The sequence below is a fragment of the Bradyrhizobium sp. Rc3b genome, assembly GCF_900114915.1.
GTDB lineage: Bacteria > Pseudomonadota > Alphaproteobacteria > Rhizobiales > Xanthobacteraceae > Bradyrhizobium.
Map to the genome: position 1 here is coordinate 17,613 of NZ_FOUS01000001.1, position 18,351 is coordinate 35,963.

19 protein-coding genes and 1 tRNA gene are annotated in these 18,351 nt (G+C 63.7%); 10 read left to right on the forward strand and 10 right to left on the reverse strand.

Going from position 1 to position 18,351, the window contains the following annotated elements:
• Nucleotides 1-139 precede the first annotated feature (139 nt).
• From BM190_RS00075 to panE, 4 genes are all read left to right on the forward strand, one after another.
• On the forward strand, nt 140-736 hold the full coding sequence (locus tag BM190_RS00075; protein WP_092251291.1) for a DUF2239 family protein: 597 nt from the start codon (nt 140-142) through the stop codon (nt 734-736).
• 84 nt (nt 737-820) lie between these two features.
• On the forward strand, nt 821-2,170 hold the full coding sequence (locus BM190_RS00080; RefSeq protein ID WP_177236831.1) for an MATE family efflux transporter: 1,350 nt from the start codon (nt 821-823) through the stop codon (nt 2,168-2,170).
• 103 nt (nt 2,171-2,273) lie between these two features.
• Nucleotides 2,274-2,882, forward strand: coding sequence for a 2-hydroxychromene-2-carboxylate isomerase (locus BM190_RS00085; RefSeq protein ID WP_026202951.1), 609 nt, complete (start codon nt 2,274-2,276; stop codon nt 2,880-2,882).
• A 122-nt stretch (nt 2,883-3,004) separates the two neighbouring features.
• Nucleotides 3,005-3,928 carry a 2-dehydropantoate 2-reductase gene (gene panE, locus BM190_RS00090; RefSeq protein ID WP_092251894.1) on the forward strand — a complete coding sequence of 308 codons (924 nt, stop codon included), beginning with the start codon at nt 3,005-3,007 and terminating at the stop codon, nt 3,926-3,928.
• Nucleotides 3,929-4,117: 189 nt separating this feature from the next.
• On the opposite strand, the gene BM190_RS00095 is transcribed toward panE, so the two are convergent.
• From BM190_RS00095 to BM190_RS00105, 3 genes are all read right to left on the reverse strand, one after another.
• Nucleotides 4,118-4,711: a c-type cytochrome gene (locus BM190_RS00095; protein ID WP_092251293.1), complete on the reverse strand. Its 594-nt coding sequence runs from the start codon at nt 4,709-4,711 to the stop codon at nt 4,118-4,120.
• A gap of 207 nt (nt 4,712-4,918) precedes the next feature.
• The gene (locus BM190_RS00100; RefSeq protein ID WP_018323581.1) at nt 4,919-6,199 is read right to left on the reverse strand and encodes a PQQ-dependent sugar dehydrogenase; all 1,281 of its coding nucleotides are present in this window, start codon (nt 6,197-6,199) and stop codon (nt 4,919-4,921) included.
• 374 nt (nt 6,200-6,573) lie between these two features.
• Nucleotides 6,574-7,560, reverse strand: a complete 987-nt coding sequence (locus BM190_RS00105) for an NAD-dependent epimerase/dehydratase family protein (RefSeq protein WP_092251294.1) — start codon at nt 7,558-7,560, stop codon at nt 6,574-6,576.
• Between the two features lie 166 nt (nt 7,561-7,726).
• Here BM190_RS00105 and BM190_RS00110 point away from each other — a divergent pair, with 166 nt between their 5' ends.
• Nucleotides 7,727-7,987: a hypothetical protein gene (locus tag BM190_RS00110; RefSeq protein ID WP_018323579.1), complete on the forward strand. Its 261-nt coding sequence runs from the start codon at nt 7,727-7,729 to the stop codon at nt 7,985-7,987.
• A 3-nt stretch (nt 7,988-7,990) separates the two neighbouring features.
• Nucleotides 7,991-8,641, forward strand: coding sequence for a nucleotidyl transferase AbiEii/AbiGii toxin family protein (locus BM190_RS00115; protein WP_244550556.1), 651 nt, complete (start codon nt 7,991-7,993; stop codon nt 8,639-8,641).
• Nucleotides 8,642-8,783: 142 nt separating this feature from the next.
• Here the strand turns inward: BM190_RS00115 and BM190_RS00120 are convergent.
• Nucleotides 8,784-8,858 (reverse strand) — tRNA-Gly (locus BM190_RS00120).
• A gap of 275 nt (nt 8,859-9,133) precedes the next feature.
• Between BM190_RS00120 and trxA the strand changes: the two genes are divergently transcribed.
• Entirely contained in the window at nt 9,134-10,057 is a 924-nt protein-coding gene (gene trxA / locus BM190_RS00125; protein WP_018323575.1) for a thioredoxin, read from the forward strand.
• Nucleotides 10,058-10,092: 35 nt separating this feature from the next.
• Nucleotides 10,093-10,770: an LON peptidase substrate-binding domain-containing protein gene (locus tag BM190_RS00130; protein ID WP_018323574.1), complete on the forward strand. Its 678-nt coding sequence runs from the start codon at nt 10,093-10,095 to the stop codon at nt 10,768-10,770.
• 12 nt (nt 10,771-10,782) lie between these two features.
• On the opposite strand, the gene BM190_RS00135 is transcribed toward BM190_RS00130, so the two are convergent.
• The 5 genes from BM190_RS00135 to BM190_RS00155 all read right to left on the reverse strand — a co-directional run bounded on the left by BM190_RS00135 (nt 10,783) and on the right by BM190_RS00155 (nt 15,906).
• Nucleotides 10,783-13,287 carry a bifunctional diguanylate cyclase/phosphodiesterase gene (locus BM190_RS00135; RefSeq protein ID WP_092251296.1) on the reverse strand — a complete coding sequence of 835 codons (2,505 nt, stop codon included), beginning with the start codon at nt 13,285-13,287 and terminating at the stop codon, nt 10,783-10,785.
• Between the two features lie 199 nt (nt 13,288-13,486).
• The gene (locus tag BM190_RS00140) at nt 13,487-14,080 is read right to left on the reverse strand and encodes a cytochrome b/b6 domain-containing protein (RefSeq protein ID WP_177236832.1); all 594 of its coding nucleotides are present in this window, start codon (nt 14,078-14,080) and stop codon (nt 13,487-13,489) included.
• A 60-nt stretch (nt 14,081-14,140) separates the two neighbouring features.
• Nucleotides 14,141-14,419 carry a PepSY domain-containing protein gene (locus tag BM190_RS00145; RefSeq protein WP_018323571.1) on the reverse strand — a complete coding sequence of 93 codons (279 nt, stop codon included), beginning with the start codon at nt 14,417-14,419 and terminating at the stop codon, nt 14,141-14,143.
• A 183-nt stretch (nt 14,420-14,602) separates the two neighbouring features.
• Nucleotides 14,603-15,451 carry an SDR family oxidoreductase gene (locus tag BM190_RS00150; protein ID WP_092251297.1) on the reverse strand — a complete coding sequence of 283 codons (849 nt, stop codon included), beginning with the start codon at nt 15,449-15,451 and terminating at the stop codon, nt 14,603-14,605.
• A 104-nt stretch (nt 15,452-15,555) separates the two neighbouring features.
• Nucleotides 15,556-15,906, reverse strand: coding sequence for a hypothetical protein (locus BM190_RS00155; RefSeq protein WP_092251900.1), 351 nt, complete (start codon nt 15,904-15,906; stop codon nt 15,556-15,558).
• A gap of 93 nt (nt 15,907-15,999) precedes the next feature.
• Here BM190_RS00155 and BM190_RS00160 point away from each other — a divergent pair, with 93 nt between their 5' ends.
• Nucleotides 16,000-16,530, forward strand: a complete 531-nt coding sequence (locus tag BM190_RS00160) for a TetR/AcrR family transcriptional regulator (RefSeq protein WP_177236833.1) — start codon at nt 16,000-16,002, stop codon at nt 16,528-16,530.
• A gap of 58 nt (nt 16,531-16,588) precedes the next feature.
• Entirely contained in the window at nt 16,589-16,786 is a 198-nt protein-coding gene (locus tag BM190_RS00165) for a Trm112 family protein (RefSeq protein WP_007598651.1), read from the forward strand.
• 230 nt (nt 16,787-17,016) lie between these two features.
• Here BM190_RS00165 and BM190_RS00170 read toward each other — a convergent pair whose 3' ends face one another.
• Nucleotides 17,017-18,237 carry a ubiquinone biosynthesis hydroxylase gene (locus BM190_RS00170; protein ID WP_092251299.1) on the reverse strand — a complete coding sequence of 407 codons (1,221 nt, stop codon included), beginning with the start codon at nt 18,235-18,237 and terminating at the stop codon, nt 17,017-17,019.
• Nucleotides 18,238-18,351: the final 114 nt, after the last annotated feature.

Here is an 18,351-nt window from a genome sequence, read left to right on the forward strand (position 1 = left end):
GTGGCTAGGCGTGGTCGGTCGGCGGCGCCGTTCGTGCCAGCCCGAGATCACAATGTCGAGCCATCAGGACGGATATTTTCACCCGGGTATATTGACGTCGATAATTTACCCGGGTATTAAATGGCCCAACGTCGTCAAAATGGCAATGATTCCAATGCAGAAGAATTTCACCGCCTTCCAGGGGCAGCGCCGCCTGGTGTCCGGGCCGGCAGGCGAGGTCGCGCTGGTCGTCAAGCGGGTGGCGACGCGGCCGGACGAGCCCATCATTATCTTCGAGGACGGCACAGGCCGATCGATCGACTTCGATCTGCGCGGCGGGGATCGCGAGGTCCTGGCGCGGTTGGCGAAGCTTGTGCCGCCGCCGGTCGAGGAGAGCACGCCGCCGAGCGAGCCGCGCGGGCGCGGGCGGCCGAAGCTCGGCGTGGTCGCGCGCGAGGTGACGTTGCTGCCGCGACACTGGGAGTGGCTCAACGCACAAGCGGGCGGCGCCTCGGTCGCGCTGCGCAAGCTCGTCGATGAGGCCAGGCGCGCCAGCGGCGACAAGGACCGCGAACGGCAGGCGCGCGATGCGGCCTATCACTTCATGTCGACCATGGCGGGCAACCTGCCGCAGTTCGAGGAAGCCTCGCGCGCGCTGTTTGCCGATGACCGGCGACGCTTCACCGGACTGATCGCGGACTGGCCGACCGATATCCGCGACCACATCGTCAAGCTCGCCTACAGCGACCGCGCTTAAGGCGCTCTGTCTCGCGTTCCCATCGACGGCCGAGCCGCGCATTGCGCGGCAACGGCTTCGCACGCCCTGATGAAAGGCCAATCCATGTCTGCCCCCAAGCCGCTCTGGACGACATTCCTCCGCTTCCTCGCACCCTTGATGCTGAGCAACGCGCTGCAATCGCTGTTCGGCACCGTCAGCAACGTCTATCTCGGCCAGATGATCGGCATTGATGCGCTCGCAGCTGCCTCGACGTTCTTCCCGGTGATGTTCTTCCTGTTCGCCTTCGTCATGGGGCTGAGCACCGGCGCGACCGTGCTGATCGGCCAGGCCTTTGGCGCGGGCGAGCATGGCCGGATCAAGAGCGTCGTAGGCACGACGCTCGCGATCGGCCTTCTGCTTTCAATCTCAGTGGCGCTGATCGGCGGGCTCTTCAGCCGTCAGCTGATGATGGCGCTCGCCACGCCCGCGGACATTCTCGACCAGGCCAGCGCGTATGCGCAGATTATGCTGCTGACGATGCCGCTCGGCTTCGTCTTCCTGCTGATGACGGCGATGATCCGCGGGGTCGGCGACGCGCTGACGCCGCTGCTGGCGCTGGCGTTGTCGACCGCGATCGGCCTGATCCTGACACCGTTGTTGATCCGTGGGTCGTTCGGACTGCCGGCGGCCGGCATCACCAGCCCGGCGTGGGCGGCGGCGATATCGAACGCGCTCACGCTGATCGTGCTGGCGTTCTATCTGCTGCGAAAGAAACACGCGCTCGCGCCGGACGCGGCGCTGCTGCGTCACCTGCGACTCGACCGCGCCATGCTCGGAAAGATTCTCGGCATCGGATTGCCAAGCGCCATCGGCATGGTGGTGATGGCGATCGCAGAGCTGGTCTTGCTCGGCCTCGTCAACGGGTTTGGATCGGACGCCACTGCGGCCTATGGCGCCGTCAACCAGGTGATGGGCTACACGCAGTTCACGGCGATGTCGATTTCGATCGCGGTCTCGATCCTCGGCGCGCAGGCTGTCGGCAGCGGCGACAGGGCCCGGCTCGACGGCATTGTGCGGACCGGGCTCGCTTTCAACTTCGTTTTGACCGGCGGGCTCGTGGCGCTGATCTATCTCGCGCCGCGCGCGATCCTCGGCATCTTCATCACCGATGCCGCCGTGGTCGATCTGGCAAGAGGCCTGCTCGACATCGCCCTGTGGAGCTCGGTGCCGTTTGGCCTCGCCACAGTGTTCTCAGGTGCCATGCGCGCGGCCGGCGTCGCATTGACGCCCATGCTGCTCTCGATCTTCGCGATCCTCGCGATCGAGCTGCCGGCCGCGGTGATCCTGAGCCACACGATCGGCCTTGCGGGCGTGTGGGCCGCCTATCCCATCGTGTTCTGCGCCATGTTCGTTTTGCAGATGGGCTATTACCTCCTGGTCTGGCGCAAGCGGGCGATCCGGCGGCTGGCCTGATTCCCAAAGTATTATGCTCATCATTAAACGGTAGACCCGCAGGGCACGCTGCGTCACAATGCGGGAAAAGCCAGATCAAAAAAGTTAGGTCACGGAGAACGATTTGCCCCGCACAGCCCCGCAGTTCCTGTTCGATTTCGGCAGCCCGAATGCCTATCTCAGCCACCTCGCGATCCCCGCGATCGAGCAGCGCATCGGCGTCAAGTTCGAATACGTCCCGATTCTGCTCGGAGGCATCTTCAAGTCGACCAACAACAAGTCTCCCGCCGAGACGCTCGCGGGCATCAAGAACAAGCGTGAATTCCAGCAGGTCGAGACCGAGCGCTTCATCAAGCGCTTCCATGTCCAGCCCTATGTCTGGAATCCGCATTTCCCCGTCAACACGCTGAACCTGATGCGCACGGCGATCGCCGCTCAGCTCGAGGGCGTGTTCGAAAGATACGTCGAGGCGGCCTTCCACCACATGTGGCGCGAGCCGAAGAAGATGGACGATCCCGAGATCGCGGCGAAGGCGCTGGCGTCCTCCGGCCTCGATGCCCAGAAGCTATTTGCCCGTGCCGGAGAGCCCGAGGTGAAGGGCAGGTTGATCAAGAACACCGAGGAAGCGGTCGCCCGGGGCGCGTTCGGCTCGCCGACCTTCTTCGTCGGCAACGAGATGTTCTTCGGCAAGGAGCAGCTGCGCGAGGTCGAGGAGATGGTGCTCGGGACCTAGCCGCTCATTCTCCGGCGACAGAATGTGATCGCCGCAACATTCTGGACTGCTTCGCTTCGCTCGCAATGACGATTATAAGTGGCCGCCAACAGCAATAATCAAGAGCAACAATGGAGTATCCCATGCGTATCCTCGTGGTCGGCGCCGGCGCCATTGGCGGCTATTTTGGTGGCAGGCTGTTGCAGGCCGGCCGCGACGTCACCTTCCTGGTCCGGCCGCGCCGCGCCGGCGAGCTCGCAAGCGCCGGCCTCGTCATCAAGAGCCCGAACGGCGACGTGACCTTGAAGAATCCGCCGACCGTGCAGGCCGACGCGCTCAAGGACAAGTTCAACGTCGTGCTCTTGAGCTGCAAGGCATTCGATCTCGACGACGCCATCAAATCGTTTGCGCCGGCGGTCGGATCTGACACGGCGATCATCCCGATGCTCAACGGCATGAAGCATCTCGATATCCTCGATGCCAAATTCGGCAAGGAGCGCGTGCTCGGCGGCCTCTGCGCCATCGCGGCGACCCTGAACGAGAAGCGCGAGGTGGTGCAGCTCCAACCGATGCAGTCGCTGAACTACGGCGAGCGCGACGGAAAGCTGTCAGATCGCGTCAAGGCGATCGACGAGGCCTTCAAGAGCGGCATCACCGGCGCCGCCGCCAGCCAGAACATCATGCAGGACATGTGGGAGAAGTGGGTGTTCCTGTCCTCGCTTGCGGCCTCCACCAGCCTGATGCGCACCTCTGTCGGCAACATCCTCGCCGCGCCCGGCGGTCGCGATTTCCTGCTCGGCATGCTGGACGAGACCACCGCCATCGCCACCGCGTCGGGCTATACGCCGGGCGGGCCGTTCTTCGAGCGGGTGAAGGGCAACCTCACCGCCGAGGGCTCGCCGATGACGGCCTCGATGTTCCGCGACATCAAGGCGGGGCTGTCGGTCGAAGCCGATCACGTCATCGGTGATCTCATCGCGCGCGCCGATGCCGCCAAGGTGCCGGTGCCCAAGCTGCGCATCGCCTACACGCATTTGAAGGCCTATGAGAAGCAGCGGGCGGGGTAGGTCGCAGGCACACACTCCGCTGTCGTCCCGGGGCGCGCTAAGCGCGAACCCGGGACCCACCAGACGGAGCAGTGTGACGCGACCCTCCCACTCCGACTCTTCCCAAAAACAGCATCCTGTGGGTATGGGTCCCGGCTCTGCGCTTCGCTTGTCCGGGACGACAGCGGAGCTTGTGGCAACGGCTCCGCGCTATTTCAAATGCGACAGATAGTGCGAGACGGCGGTGATTTCCTCGTCGCTCATGTGATAGGCGACATCGGCCATCGCGGCGACGCCGCCGCCGACGCGCTGGCCAGCTTTGTAGTCGCGCAACGTCTTGACCAGATATTCCTCGCGCTGGCCAGCCAGTCGCGCCACGCCCTTGGTCCCGGCGAAGCTGTCCGTATGGCATGAGGCGCAGCGACGGCCGGCGGAAACTTGCGCACCTTTCTTCGACAGGTCCGGATCGCTGTCCTCCGGTCCCTTCGGCGGCGTCAGCTGCGAGAAATAGGCGCCGAGATTGCGGATGTCCTCATTGGTGATCTCCTCGACGATCGGCTGCATCTGGTCGTTCTTGCGCGAGCCCGCTCGGAAGAACACGAGCTGCCACTGGATGAACTGATCAGGCTGGCCGGCCAGCGAGGGGATGTTCTCGGTCTGCGAAATGCCGTTCTCGCCGTGACAGCCGGAGCAGACGGCTGCCTTCTCCTTGATCGCAGCGTTGTCCGCAGCCTGAGCCGGGACGAATGCGAGCGCTGCAAGCGAAAGCGCGCCGATGGCGTACGAAGAAAACTGGCGGCGCATCGTGGGAATTCCGATCTATCTAGCTCATTCCAGGGCGTGCGAAGCACGAGCTGAGATGCGCAATTGCGCATCTCAGACTCCATAACCCCGATTCGTGGTTATGGGTTCCGGACTTGCGCTGGCGCGCAATCCGGAACGACAGCGTGGCTTTGAAATGAAAGAGACTGCGGCACCTTCCGGCCACCGCAGCCTCGTATCGTACCCGTGCTACTTCTTGCTGTAGCTGATGCGGTAGATCGCGCCGGCCCAGTCGTCCGCGACGAGGATCGAACCATCCTTGTCGAGCAGGATGTCATTGGGACGGCCGAGATAGCCCTGGTCACCCTCGAGCCAGCCGGAGGCGAAGATCTCCTGCTTGGGATTCTTGCCGTCGGGCCCGACGATTACGCGCACGATGCGCGCGCCCTGGTACTTGTGACGATTCCAGGAGCCGTGCTCGGCGATCAGGATGTTGTTCTTGTAATCGGCGGGGAATTGATTGCCGGTGTAGAACTTCATGCCGAGCGGAGCAACATGCGCGCCGAGATTCAGCACCGGCGGCGTGAACTCGGAGCACTTGTGGCCCATGGCGAACTTGTCGTCCGGCAGGTTGCCCTGGTGGCAATAGGGATAGCCGAAATGCTCGCCGATCCGGTTGATCATGTTCAGCTTGTCCGAGGGCAGATCATCGCTGATCCAGTCGCGGGCATTCTCGGTGAACCAGAGCTTGCCGGTGCGCGGATCGACGTCGCCACCGACCGAGTTGCGGACGCCCAGCGCCCAGATTTCGGCGTTGCCGGTCTTGGGATCGACACGCCGGATCTGCGACACGCTGGTCGGTGGGATGCCGACGTTGAAGGGAGGTCCGAACGGCAGGAAGAACCAGCCTTCCTTGTCGACCGCGATGTATTTCCAGCCATGCGCGGCATAGGACGGCATGTCGTCATAGACGACCTTGCCGTCGCCGAGCTTGTCGAGATTGGCCTCCGCATTGTCGTAGCGGATCAGCTTGTCGACGGCGATGACGTAGAGCGCACCGTCCTTGAAGGCGAGACCGGTGGGCATGTTCAGGCCCTTAAGGACGGTCTTGACCTCCTTCTTCCCGTTGTTGTCCTTGATGGCATAGACGTTGCCGAGGCCGAACGAGCCCACGAACAGCGTGCCCTTGTCACCCCAGGCCATCTGCCGCGCGGCCAGCACGCCGGAGGCGTAGACCTCGATCTTGAAGCCTGCCGGCAGCTTGATCTTCTTGACGATGTTGGCGAGCTCGGCATCGGACGCGCCGGTCGGCGGTCCCGAGGGCGGCGCGAGGCCCTTCTGCGCCTCGGTCTCGTCGCCGAGGAACCAGTCATCGGGCGGATGGGTCCAGAACTCCTTGGTGCCGGATTCGTATTTCTTCAGCGCCCGGTTCTTGTCCTGCTGCTGCGCATTGCCAGCGCTGGTCCCCGCGAGAAAGGCAACCGCTGCAAGCGCCAGAACGGATTGAAAGACGGATCGATGGAATTTCATCGCGTCACTCCCCTAAGGCAGCCGTCAGGGCTGCGCATTATTTTATTTTGCTAGTCGAGAGGCGAAGTTTTAAGTCCGACGGCACGACAGACGCAAAAAGGTTAGCACATCTGCGACCGGTGAGAAGCGCGCCGCGTGCGCCGCCGTTGCGCTCCGGAAAAATTGAGACGGAATGTCAACGGACGAACGCCGCGACACCGCTCTCGCTGCAGCGCGGAATCAATTGGCGCGCGGATCGTTCGCAGCCGGCAGGAGGGGGTGGACCTACAAAAACGCGAAAACAACCCCATGCACAGTAGAACGGCTCAAGCGGCTTGCTCCCGGCGAGACCAGACAGACATCTGACGCGTCGAGCAAAACAGCAAATCCGGCGCCTAAGAGGCGACCGGGTAGGGTCCGTCGTCGAACACCGCGTCATGATAGCCCTTCGAGCCGATCTCACGCGCCAGCGGGCTACGGAAATCGCGCTCCGTGCGCAGGCTGTGCAACACATGCGCGAAATCGAATTCCGGCCGCCAGCCCAGCTCGCGCCGCGCGCGTTCGTTGACATAGACACGGTCGATCTCGGGGAGGAGGTTCCAGCCCCGCGCCGCGTAAAGCTGCGCGCAATCCGGGTAGAGCTCGCGCACGACACCGGCCGCATCGCGCGCAAGCGCGGCGAGATGGCGCAGCTCGAACGGGCTGGTGGCGGAGACGATGTAGCGGGCGAAGCCGATCTTCGGGGCGCGTTCGGCGGCGAGCAGATGCGCACTCACGGCGTCCGCGATATCCAGCCGGCGATAGAGCAGCTCGTTGGCCTGCGCGTTCTCCAGCGTGTAAGCCGAGCGCATCGCCGGATCGTCATCCTCTTCCGGAAAGAAGCGCGAGGTCCGCAAGACGACGACCGGCAGGGCGCGCTCGCGATAGAACAGCTCGCACAGGGTCTCCGCCATCAGTTTTGTGGTGCCGTAGATGTTCTTCGGCACCGGCGGCAGATCCTCGGTGACCCAGACCGCCGCCTGCCCGGCCCCGGAGCGGAGCTGCGAGCCGAACGCGCTGGTGGTGCTGGTGAAGACGAAGCTGCGCACGCCGGCGCTCGCCGCCGCCTTGAGCAGGTTGAGCGTGCCGGTGACGTTGGTATCGACGAAGTCCTGCTTGCCGTGGGTTGCCACATGCGGCTTGTGCAGCGTCGCGCTGTGGATGACGGCGGTGACGCCGTCCATCTGGCTGCGCACGAAGCCGGGGTCGACGATTGAGCCGACCGCGTCGGTGAAGGGCGAGGGCTTCAGGTCGATCCCGCGCGCTGGGGAACCGCGCCCGCGCAGGGTGCGGAGGATGGCTTCGCCGAGATGGCCGGCACTGCCGGTGACCAGAATTGTCATGTGATCCCAACTGCCCCTATCTGAACGGCGGAAGGACGTTCCGCTGAGGAATTCTGGCGAGGCGCGCTGCCAGCCACCCCTGCGGACGGAACAAAGAGGAAACCAATCGATTGCCAAGCCCGTTCAGTCGATCCTATATTGACCAGGCAATCAGATAGTGACGCAGATGAATATCCCCGTCCTGGTTATGGCAACCGTGAATGCGCCGTATCGCAAGAGGCTGAGCGTGCAGGAGCTTGTTCATTGCCTGCTGGACCACTCTTCCGCGAAGGCCGCCTGCGGTCCGATGTCATCGTTTTTTGGGGATGTCCACCCCGACTTGCAAGTCGCCTTCGCTGAGATGCATGGCATCAGCCACGAGCAATTGGTTGCCGCGGCGAAGGCGTTTGCAGAGTTTTCGGGACAAACCTATCCGCTTGCGGCGTAGCCGGTGAGCGCTCAATCAGATTGGGCGCAACTGTTTCGCATTGCCGTCGCGATGATTCGGCAGGTGAACGCCGAACAAGAAATCATCGATCGTTGGACGTTCGGCGGCGGCACGGCGATGATGCTGCAAATCGATCATCGGATAAGCCACGATGTCGATATCTTTCTCCCGGATCCTCAAGTTCTTCCGTTCCTGGATCCACAGAAGCATGACTTCGATTTCGAGGTCAGACCTACTGACTACAGGGGAGACGGCGCACGCCTCCTGAAGCTTGGCTTCGAATTTGGCGAGATCGATTTCATCGTCGCACCGTCGCTGACATCCTCACCGACAACGCGAGCAACAGTTGAAGGCGAAGCGGTGCTGCTGGAGACGATCCCAGAGATCATTGCAAAGAAAATCCATTACCGGGGCAAGAGCATTGCCCCGCGCGACATATTTGACATCGCAGCTGGCAGCGACAAACACGCGGAATCGGTTATCAGGGAGTTGGCCGGCTATCGCGACAGCGTCTCAAATACGCTGGCCACAATCGAAAACCTGAAGCCTGATTTCGTGAGTGCGGCGATCAATCAACTCTCGATCAAAGATCCATATAGGCTGACCGCGGATGTAGCGCTGGAAAGGACCAAAGAGCTGCCGCGCGCTGTATAGCTGGGGTCGGCCACCCTGAATTCCGGATTGGCGCCCAATCCAGCCTTGGGACCTGGAGCAGCCCTCACAGCCTGGGACAAAACAGTGCGTCGACTCGCCCCGACGGGAATCGCCCATTCCTTTCGGATGCTTTGGGAAAAATTGGAGCGGGCGAAGGGGCTCGAACCCTCGACCCCGACCTTGGCAAGGTCGTGCTCTACCACTGAGCTACACCCGCATCCTGTGTCGGTCGCGTGACGCGCCGGCAACGGCTGTCGTATGCCAAAAGCGGGAGGGGAATGCAACAGCTACCGGCGACCTAGATTCGGTTCTTGGGACCCCATATGGAGCCTGAATGCGGCCAAATGGCCCGAAACTGCCCCGGAACTGGCGAATCGGCCTCGGTGGATTGAAATTCGGCCGGCCCGGCCCAATTTAGGAGCCGACAGCGAAGCATATGAAATGGCAACGTGCTAAAGACCCGCCATTCCGGACATAGACGAGGGGATCCCCGTGACGATCATCGACCAGGGTAACGGAGCGGCGGGCCCGGCTGCGGCCGATCTGATCAAGGACACGACCACCCAGACCTTCGTGAAGGACGTCATCGAGGAATCGAAGCGCCAGCCGGTGCTGATCGATTTCTGGGCGGAGTGGTGCGGCCCCTGCAAGCAACTCACCCCCCTGCTCGAAAAGGCGGTCAAGGCGGCCAAGGGCAAGGTCAAGCTGGTCAAGATGAACATCGACCAGCATCCGGCGATCCCGGGCCAGATGGGCATCCAGTCGATCCCGGCCGTGATCGCCTTCGTCAACGGCCAGCCCGCCGACGGCTTCATGGGCGCGGTGCCCGAGAGCCAGCTCAACGCCTTCATCGAAAAGCTGACAAAAGGCGTGACCGCGCCGGGCGAGCCCAATATCGCCGAGATCCTGCAGGAGGCTGAAGCCGTGCTCGCCGAGGGCGACCCGGCCGCAGCAGCGCAGATCTACGCCGAGGTGCTCCAGCATGATGCCACCAACATCGCGGCGCTCGCGGGCCTCGCAAAATGCTATGCCGTCTCCGGCGCGATGGAGCAAGCCAAGCAGACGCTCGCCATGGTGCCGGAATCCAAGCGCAGCGACCCCGCGGTGAAGGCCGTGCAGACCGCGATCGATCTCGCCGAGCAGGCGCAATCGCTCGGACCGGTCGCCGAGCTGGAACAGAAAGTCGCCGCAAACCCGCTCGATCATCAGGCCCGATTCGACCTCGCGACCGCGCTGAACGCGCAAGGCAATCGTGCGGCCGCTACCGAGCAGCTGCTCGCGATCGTCAAGCGCGACCGCAAATGGAACGACGACGGCGCCCGCAAGCAGCTGGTGCAGTTCTTCGAAGCCTGGGGCGGCACGGATGATGCAACCGTCGAGGGGCGCAAGCGCTTGTCGACGATCCTGTTTTCGTAGGCGCGGTTGACCAAGTCAGCGGGGACCGGGACCAGATGCCGATCAACATCGAATATCGCGGACCCGCCGACCTCCCGGAGATCATTCCGGTGTTTCCGCTGCCGGGCGCGCTGCTGCTGCCCCGCGGCCAGATGCCGCTCAATATCTTCGAGCCGCGCTACCTGTCGATGGTCGATGATTCCTTCCGCGACGGCCATCGCCTGATCGGCATGATCCAGCCTGATGTCGCGCACTCGCCGAAGAATTCCGACAAGCCAACGCTGTTCCGCGTCGGCTGCGTCGGCCGCATCACCCAGCTCGCCGAATCCGGCGATGGCCGCTACATCCTCGAGCTCACCGGCGTTTCGCGCTTCAAGGTGGTCGAGGAGCTCGAGGTGCTCACCGCCTACCGGCAGTGCAAGGTGGATTTCTTCGCCTTCGTCGACGACTTCACCGCGCGCATGGGCGAGGACGAGGTCGACCGCGAGGCGCTGCTGGCCGTGCTGGCGGACTTCCTGAAGGCCAACAATCTCAAGGTTGACTGGGAAGGCGTCGAAAGCGCGCCCAACGAAGCACTCGTCAACGCGCTGGCGATGATGTCGCCCTATGGCCCCGCGGAGAAGCAGGCCATGCTGGAAGCGCCCGACTTGAAGACCCGCGCCGAGATTCTGATCGCGGTCACGGAGATGGATCTCGCCAAGAAGCGCACCAGCGGCGATCCTCCGCTGCAGTGAGGATGCGGGTACTCACGCAGCGCAGACGGCTGCCTGGGTACCTCGCCTCAGCATTTTCGCAATGTTGGATGCAGGCATCGGCCGACCGAAATAGTAGCCTTGCGTTTCGACGCACCCCTCTTCACGGAGGACGTCCAGCTGCTCCTTCGTTTCGACGCCTTCGGCGGTGGTCGTCTTGCCGAGGCTGACTGCGAAGCGAACGACGGCTCGCGCGAGATGGTGCGCGTCAGCCCTTGCGCTGGACAGTTCGTTGACGAAGCTGCGATCGACCTTGACCTTGTCGAACGGAAATCTTTGCAGAAAGCTCAGCGACGAATAGCCGGTGCCGAAGTCGTCCAGGGCGATTCGCACGCCGAGCTCGCGCAGTTGACCAAGTGCCGCGAATACGGCTTCGCTGTCATGCATGATCACCGTCTCGGTGACCTCGAGCTCGAGCCGGTGTGGCGCAATTCCCGAGTTCGCCAGTGCATCGACAATGACCGGAACAAGCTCCTTGCTCCTGAATTGAGCGGGAGACAGGTTGATCGCGATCCTGAGATGGGCAGGCCATTTGGCGGCTTCCGCACACGCCGTCCTCAAGATCCATTCTCCCAGCGGCACGATCAAGCCGGCCTCCTCCGCGAGCGGAATGAATTCGCCGGGCAAGACCAGACCACGCCTCGGGTGATGCCAGCGCAGCAGGGCTTCGAAGCCGCGGATCTCGCCGGTCGCGGTATTGACGAATGGCTGGTAGTGCAGCTCGAATTCGCGACCAGCAAGCGCATCCCGCATGTCGCGCTCCAGGTTGCGTCGCGCATGCATGAGCTGGTCGAGTTCCGGCTCGAAGAAGCGGAATGCGCCACGTCCACCGCTCTTGGCCGAGTAGAGGGCGAGATCTGCGCTCTTCATCAGAACGTCGGAATCACTGCCATCGCGCGGCGCGATGGCAATGCCGATGCTGGTGCCCACCGTGACCCGATGATCGCCGAGATCAAAGGGTTCACAAAGCGCCTTTCTGATGTTCTCGGCGAGGGTGGCGGCCTCGACGGCCGGGTTGGTCACGTAGTCGATCACCGCGAACTCGTCGCCCCCCAGTCGCGCGATCAGCGCGGTTTCCGTGGTGCATTCGCGCAGACGCGCGGAAACGGCGCGCAGCAGGGAATCGCCCGCCGGATGTCCGAGCGTGTCGTTGACTTCCTTGAAGCGATCGAGGTCGAGCATGAGCACGGCCAGATCGACGCCGCCGCCACGCGTAACCGCAATGGCGTGCTCCATCCGCTCCCTGAGCAGCACGCGATTTGGCAGATCGGTCAACGCATCGTGTTGCGCCATATGAGCGATCCTGGCCTCGGACCGGCGTTGCTCGGTGACATCAAGATGCGTGGCCACCCACCCGCCGCCGGCCATTGGCTGTCGCGTCACGCAGATCAACCGGCCATCCGCGAACTCGTCGATTCTGCTCGAGACTGCATCGAACGGCAACGCTGCCAATTTCGACAGGAACTGCTCGGCTGCGCCCTCGCTGGTGTCGCTCTTGAGAATGCCGGTCACGACGCGATGCCTGATGATGTCGGCGTGCGGGGTCCCCGTTGTCAGCAGTTCCGGCGGCAACCGATAGAGCCGGGCATAGCGCTCGTTGCAGACCACAAGTCGCTTCTCCGCATCGAACATGCAGAGAGCCTCGACCATGTTGTTGATGGCCGTATCCAGCCTGAGCTTCTGGTCCTGCAGTTCGTTCTGCGAGCCTTCGAGCTGCTGCCGGGCGACCGAAAGCTGGTTGATGATCTCCTCGAACCTGGCGGTCCGGGTCGCCAGGCGACGATCGGCCAGCACGCCGATCAGGCTCATTCCCAGCACGGACAGCGCCACGCCGGCGATAGCAAGCGCGAGGAAGGCCGGAGAAAGCGAAAGGCTATCCGTCGTCGCTCGCGTTGGATCTGGCGTGATCTGCACCGCCCCCATGGCCGTGAAATGATGCGATACGATGGCGAGTGTCAGCAGGACTGCCGCCGCAAGCGTGCCCCGGTAGCCCTGGTACCTGAGCGCGACAGCCAGCGCGGCGCAGCCGAGACACATACCTAGAATGATCGAGACGAACACGAGGTCCACCGACCAGGCGACTCGACCCGGCACTTCAAGTGCCCACATTCCGAGATAGTGCATGCTGGCAATGCCGCCGCCGATGATGATGCCCCCTGCCATCGCGCGCCACAGGCCGGAGGTGCCGACTGCAACGCCGAAACCGACCGAGGTCAGGAGCATTGCCGCAGCGAGAGAAAACGCGGTCGGCACGATGCCGTAGCCCGTTGGAACGCCCGGCTCGTAGGCGAGCATCGCGACGAAATGCGTTGCCCAGATGCCGTATCCGATGGCCGCGCCGGCAATCGTGATCCAGATCCACCGCCTTCTTGCGCGCGTCGCGATCGCACGATGAAAGATGCTGACCGCGACAATACTTGCAGCGAAGCAGACCAGACCAGCGAGTACAACGAGCCGCCAATCGTGCTCGACCGCAAGGCAGGAGAAAACGCGGAACATTCAGCAGCGCTCCATCGTCGATTGTTATCGATGGTGGATCGGCTAGACGCCATTCACGTTAATTTTGTGCCGTGCATGATTGCATGCTTACCGGCATGTTAACGGTGCTCGTACAACTTGATCTGACGAACGGCCTGAGGCCATGCGGCGACCGTGCCCGAGCCGGGTGCAGGACGCGTGCAACGATCGGCAATGATATTTAGGAATGGCCGCGGATGCGCTTGCGCCCGGTGATCATCGCGCGGACCAGGCTCTCGCGCTGGAGTAGCCCCATCAGCACCACACCGAGCACGTGCAGCACGACCAGGACGATGACCGCATCCGATGAATAATGATGGGTGTCCTCGACCCACCAGACGCCGAAGAAGGTGGTGGTAACCGACATCGCGCCCGTAATCGTCGAGACGGCGAGCGAGGCCAGCAGCGCGACCAGCATCAGGGTGCCGGCGGGATTGAGCCCGATATAGCGGCCGGTGATGCCGCGGCGCAGATTCCAGAGATAGCTTGGCGCCGCCCGAAGCCTCACTCTGATCATGCGGAAGCGCGAATAGCGACTTCCCCAAAACCCCCAGGCAAGGCGAAAGGCGAGAAGTCCGAGCACCGCATAGCCGACGATGCGGTGAGTCCGGTCGTAAACGGTCGGCGTGAACCACGCGGCCAGAACGCTAGCCGCGAGAGCCCAGTGCCAGAGGCGCAGCGGGAGGTCCCAGACCGCGACCGTCCGCGAAGCGGTTCGATCCGCGGGGGTCCGGTCGGACACCCCGCGCGCTTTTGGCATCGCTTCTTCGATCAAGCGAAGACCATCCTCAAGCCTTGCTTTGCGCGGATCAACTCGCGCAGTTTACTTCGCGGTTTACTTGGCGATCGTGTGCTTCAGGCTGAGATCTTCGGGGCTGTAGAACAGCTCGTAAAGCTTGCCTTCCTTGACGCCATAGACCTCATAGCAGGAGCCTTCGATCTTGGAGCGCCGCACCTCGTAGCCGAGCGCCTTGGCCTTGGCTTCGGCCTCGCTGGCCGGCTTCCATGACGCCTTGTCGAGCTTGGTGCAGTCCTTGAATCCGTCGGCCATGGCCGCCGACCCCATGCCCATTCCAACCGTCAGTGCAATGGCAACAACACGAATGACCTTCACGAACGTCTCCTCCTCTGTCGTGCGCGCTACGCGAGCCGCGAAGCCGGACTGAAGGAAGCAAAGGTGATGGTGAAGTCAATCCGGTACGGGGCCAATTGGATTTAGAGTTGTTCTAACGACCGCCAAAAGATCAGCGCTGTCCGCACGCAGCCCGCCTTCGCAGGGGCGATGCGGCCTTACGCCTCACGGCCGGGATGAACCGCCGACTTTGCCAATTGCGCTAGGCCGCACTTCGCATTCCGGGTACCTGCGCTGCAGCCAGTCCGCCCAGCGGAGACGCCCGCGCACGCCCTGGCTGACGACAAAGCCCATGCCGCGCGCCTTCGCCTCGGACAGGCCGATTGGCAGGATTTTCCGGTGCAATCTCCTCGCCGCCTGGTATTGCCGGGCGAAGGCAACGAGATCGAGAGCTTCGGGGCCGCCGATCTCCGCACGTATGCCGCGCTGCCCGTCGAACGCGCAAGCCAGCACGTGATCCGCGACGTCCGACGTATCGACGGGATTGAACAGCGCCGTTGGCACAGGCCACACCGGAAGCCAGGCGAGGCCCGCGAGCAAGCGGTCGAGCAGGTAATAGAATGGCATCGCGCGAACGACGGACCAGGACAACGCAGACGCACGCACCAGCCGTTCGCCGGCGAGCTTGACCCGGGCGTAGGGCAGGGTCGCCTGGTCGAGCCCGACGATCGAAACGTGCAGCAAGTGCCGAACCCCGGCCTCCCCGCAAAGCGACAACAGCCGCTCCGTACCCGCAACATCCACGGCGGAGGGCGATCTAAAGAAGTCCATCGGACGGATGCCGCCCCGCCGTGCGATCGGCGAATCCGTCGCCGCATTGATGACCGTATCGACCTCACGCAGTGCCTCGCGCAAGCCGGCGCCTGTAGCGAGATCGCCGATCGCCCATTCGACATCCGACCGCGCGCCCCGCGACCGCGCGAAAATCCGGACACGATGTCCGTCGCCAAGGAGGCGATCGACGACGTCCTGCCCGAGATGCCCCGTGCCGCCGGTGACGAGTGTCAGTGGCATGCCTCTATTCCCATCGATCCTGCGCAGCGGTTAGACGCCGCGAATGCGTGGTACCGGGTTCGAAGCCCAGGGTCGCAGTCATGCGTGGCTTGTCGTTTCGGCGCTCAGTAGCCGGCGACCGTCATCGCCACGACGGCGCTGAGCGCCATCCAGCCGAAATGCCGGCCGCGCGTGGCCCAGGCATTGGCGAAGGCGGCGAAACCGAGCACGCAGGCGAGCGTGATGACGATCCAGTGCCGCGCGGGCTCGGACGCCATCCAGGGAGTCGCGAGCAGCAAGACGCCGCCGCCGATCCACGCCACGGTCGAGGTCTGCCAGACCAGGCGGATCAGGGTGCGGAGCCGTTCAGGCTCGATGCGGGCATGGGCGAAGACCTTGGTCTCGCCGAGGACGCCATGAATGAGGGCTACGGCGATGGTGGCGAGGCCGGCGGATTGCAGCAAGAGATCACGCATCATCATCTCTCCATACAGTTATGTATGGTGAGATAGGCGCTGGCCTGCGGCCTGTCAATACACTAGTGTATGGTTCGCCTCCGGGAACCCGAGATGACCGAACAGCTCTCCGCCGACGACTGGATCAAGGAAGGTCTCAAGGCGCTCGCCAAAAGCGGCTTCACCGCGCTCAAGGCCGATCCGCTGGCAAAATCCATGGGCGTGTCGCGCGGCAGCTTCTATTGGCATTTCGCCGATCTCGGCGCGTTCCAGGCCGCCGTGCTGAAGCGCTGGCGCGAGATCGCGGCCGAGCAGATCATCGCCGATGTCGAAGCCGCCGGCGACGAACCGCTCAAGGCGCTGCTGCGGAGGTCATTCGGCGCGCGGCTCGAGCTCGAGCGCGCGGTACGCAATTGGGCGGCCTTCGATGCGGCCGCGCAAGGGGCCGTGCGCGCAATCGACCGCCGCCGGCTCGACTATATCGAGGGGCTGCTGGAAAAACGCGGGCTCACCCCGGCAACCGCGCAGGCCCGGGCGCAGATCCTGTACTGGACTTTTCTCGGCTTTGCCCTGTCGGGCCCGCCGGTGCCGGCAGCACGGCTCCAGGCCCTGCTCGACGAGGTCTTGACGATGATCGCAGCCTGAGCCCGCGATGGGCGGACGCGAATTTCTGTGCTAGAGGCAAGCGATGCCGGAGACCCCAATGAACGCGCCTACCGAACGTCCCGAAGCCAGCGTCGATCCCAAATTGCTGGAGATTCTGGTCTGCCCGCTGACCAAGGGCCCGCTGGAGTTCGATTCCGCAAAGCAGGAGCTGATCTCGCGCAGCGCCAAGCTGGCTTATCCGATCCGTGACGGCATCCCGATCATGCTGCCGGAAGAGGCAAGAAAGATCGATTGAGGTCGTGACGACTGCCCCGGATTACGCTTCGCTCCATCCGGGCTACGAAGTTGGTGTGCGATAGCCGCGCAACATCCTCGGTGTCGTCCTGGCGAAAGCCAGGACCCATAACCACCGAATTGCGTTGTTGTACGCGCTGGTAACTCCGAGTCCTCGCAACACTCTTGCTGCGGAGTATGGATCCCGGCCTTCGCCGGGACGACGACGGGGTGTGTGGCGCCAGCGAAAACCTACAACGCCTCGCCCTTCAGCAGCCGCGGCACCTCGCCCGTCAATCCCGCGGCCTGGCGGATGAAGAGGTTCTTCAGCGGCGGGGCGCGGTCGACGAGGCCGAGGCCGATGTCGCGGACGGTGCGCAGCAGCGTCGACTGGTTGGAGAACAGGAAGTTCAGCGAGTTGGTCGCAACGCCCATCGCCATGGTGTCGAAGCGGCGCCAGCGCTGGTAACGCTCGAGCACGTCGGCGGCGCCGAGATCCATGCCGAGCCGCGCGGCATCGACGACGACCTCGGCCAGCGCGGCGACATCCTTCAGGCCCATGTTGAGGCCCTGGCCCGCGATGGGATGGATGACGTGGGCGGCATCGCCGACCAGCGCGAGGCGGGTGGCGATGAAGGAGCGCGCGACGAAATAGGACAGCGGAAACGCGCGCGGCTTGTCGAGCGCCTTCACCTCGCCGAGATGCAGGCCGAAACGCTGCTCGAGCTCGGCGTGAAACTCTTCGTCGCTGAGAGCAATGATGCGCGCGGCCTCAGCTCGCCGCTCGGTCCACACCAGCGACGAGCGTTTTCCCGAGAGCGGCAGGATCGCGAATGGGCCGGCCGGCAGAAAATGCTCTTCGGCGCGGCCCTCGTGATCACGCTCATGGCCGACCGTGACGACGATGCCGGATTGGTCATACTCCCAGCCATGGGTGGCGATGCCGGCGCGCTCGCGCAGCTTTGACCTCGCACCATCGGCGGCAACCAGCAGGCTGGCCGCGATGACGCTGCCGTCCCCGAGCGTCACGTCGATGCCCTCGGCGCGCGCATCGTAGGATGCGACCGTGGTGGCGCGCAGATCGATGCCCTCGGCCTCGGCACGCACCACCAGCGCATCAATCAGGCGGCGGTTCTCGACCATGTGCGCGAAGGGCTCGCCCGGCGCGACATCGCCGGCAAAATTGAGGAAGACCGGACGAGTGGCATCTTCGAGTTTCGAGTCTGTGACGACCATGTGGAGGATCGGCTGCGCCTCGCTCCTGACGTCGTCCCAGGCGCCGATCGCCTCGAACAGGCGGCGGCAGGCCGCCACGATCGCGGTGGCGCGGGGGTCGCGGCTCGGCCGCGTGGCGAGGGCGGGATCGGCGACGATGACGGGAATCTCGGGCCCGAGCCCCTGTCGCAGCGCCAGGGCCAGCGCAAGCCCTGCAAACGCGCCGCCACCAATGACAATGCTACCCTGTACCGACATACCCAAATTCCCGGTCAAATCCTGGTCTTGCTAGCAGACTTGAGGTGGGCGAAACAGTGCGGTGAAACAAGGGCGGAACGGCCCATTGTGTCATTCCGGACCATCCGCCCCGGA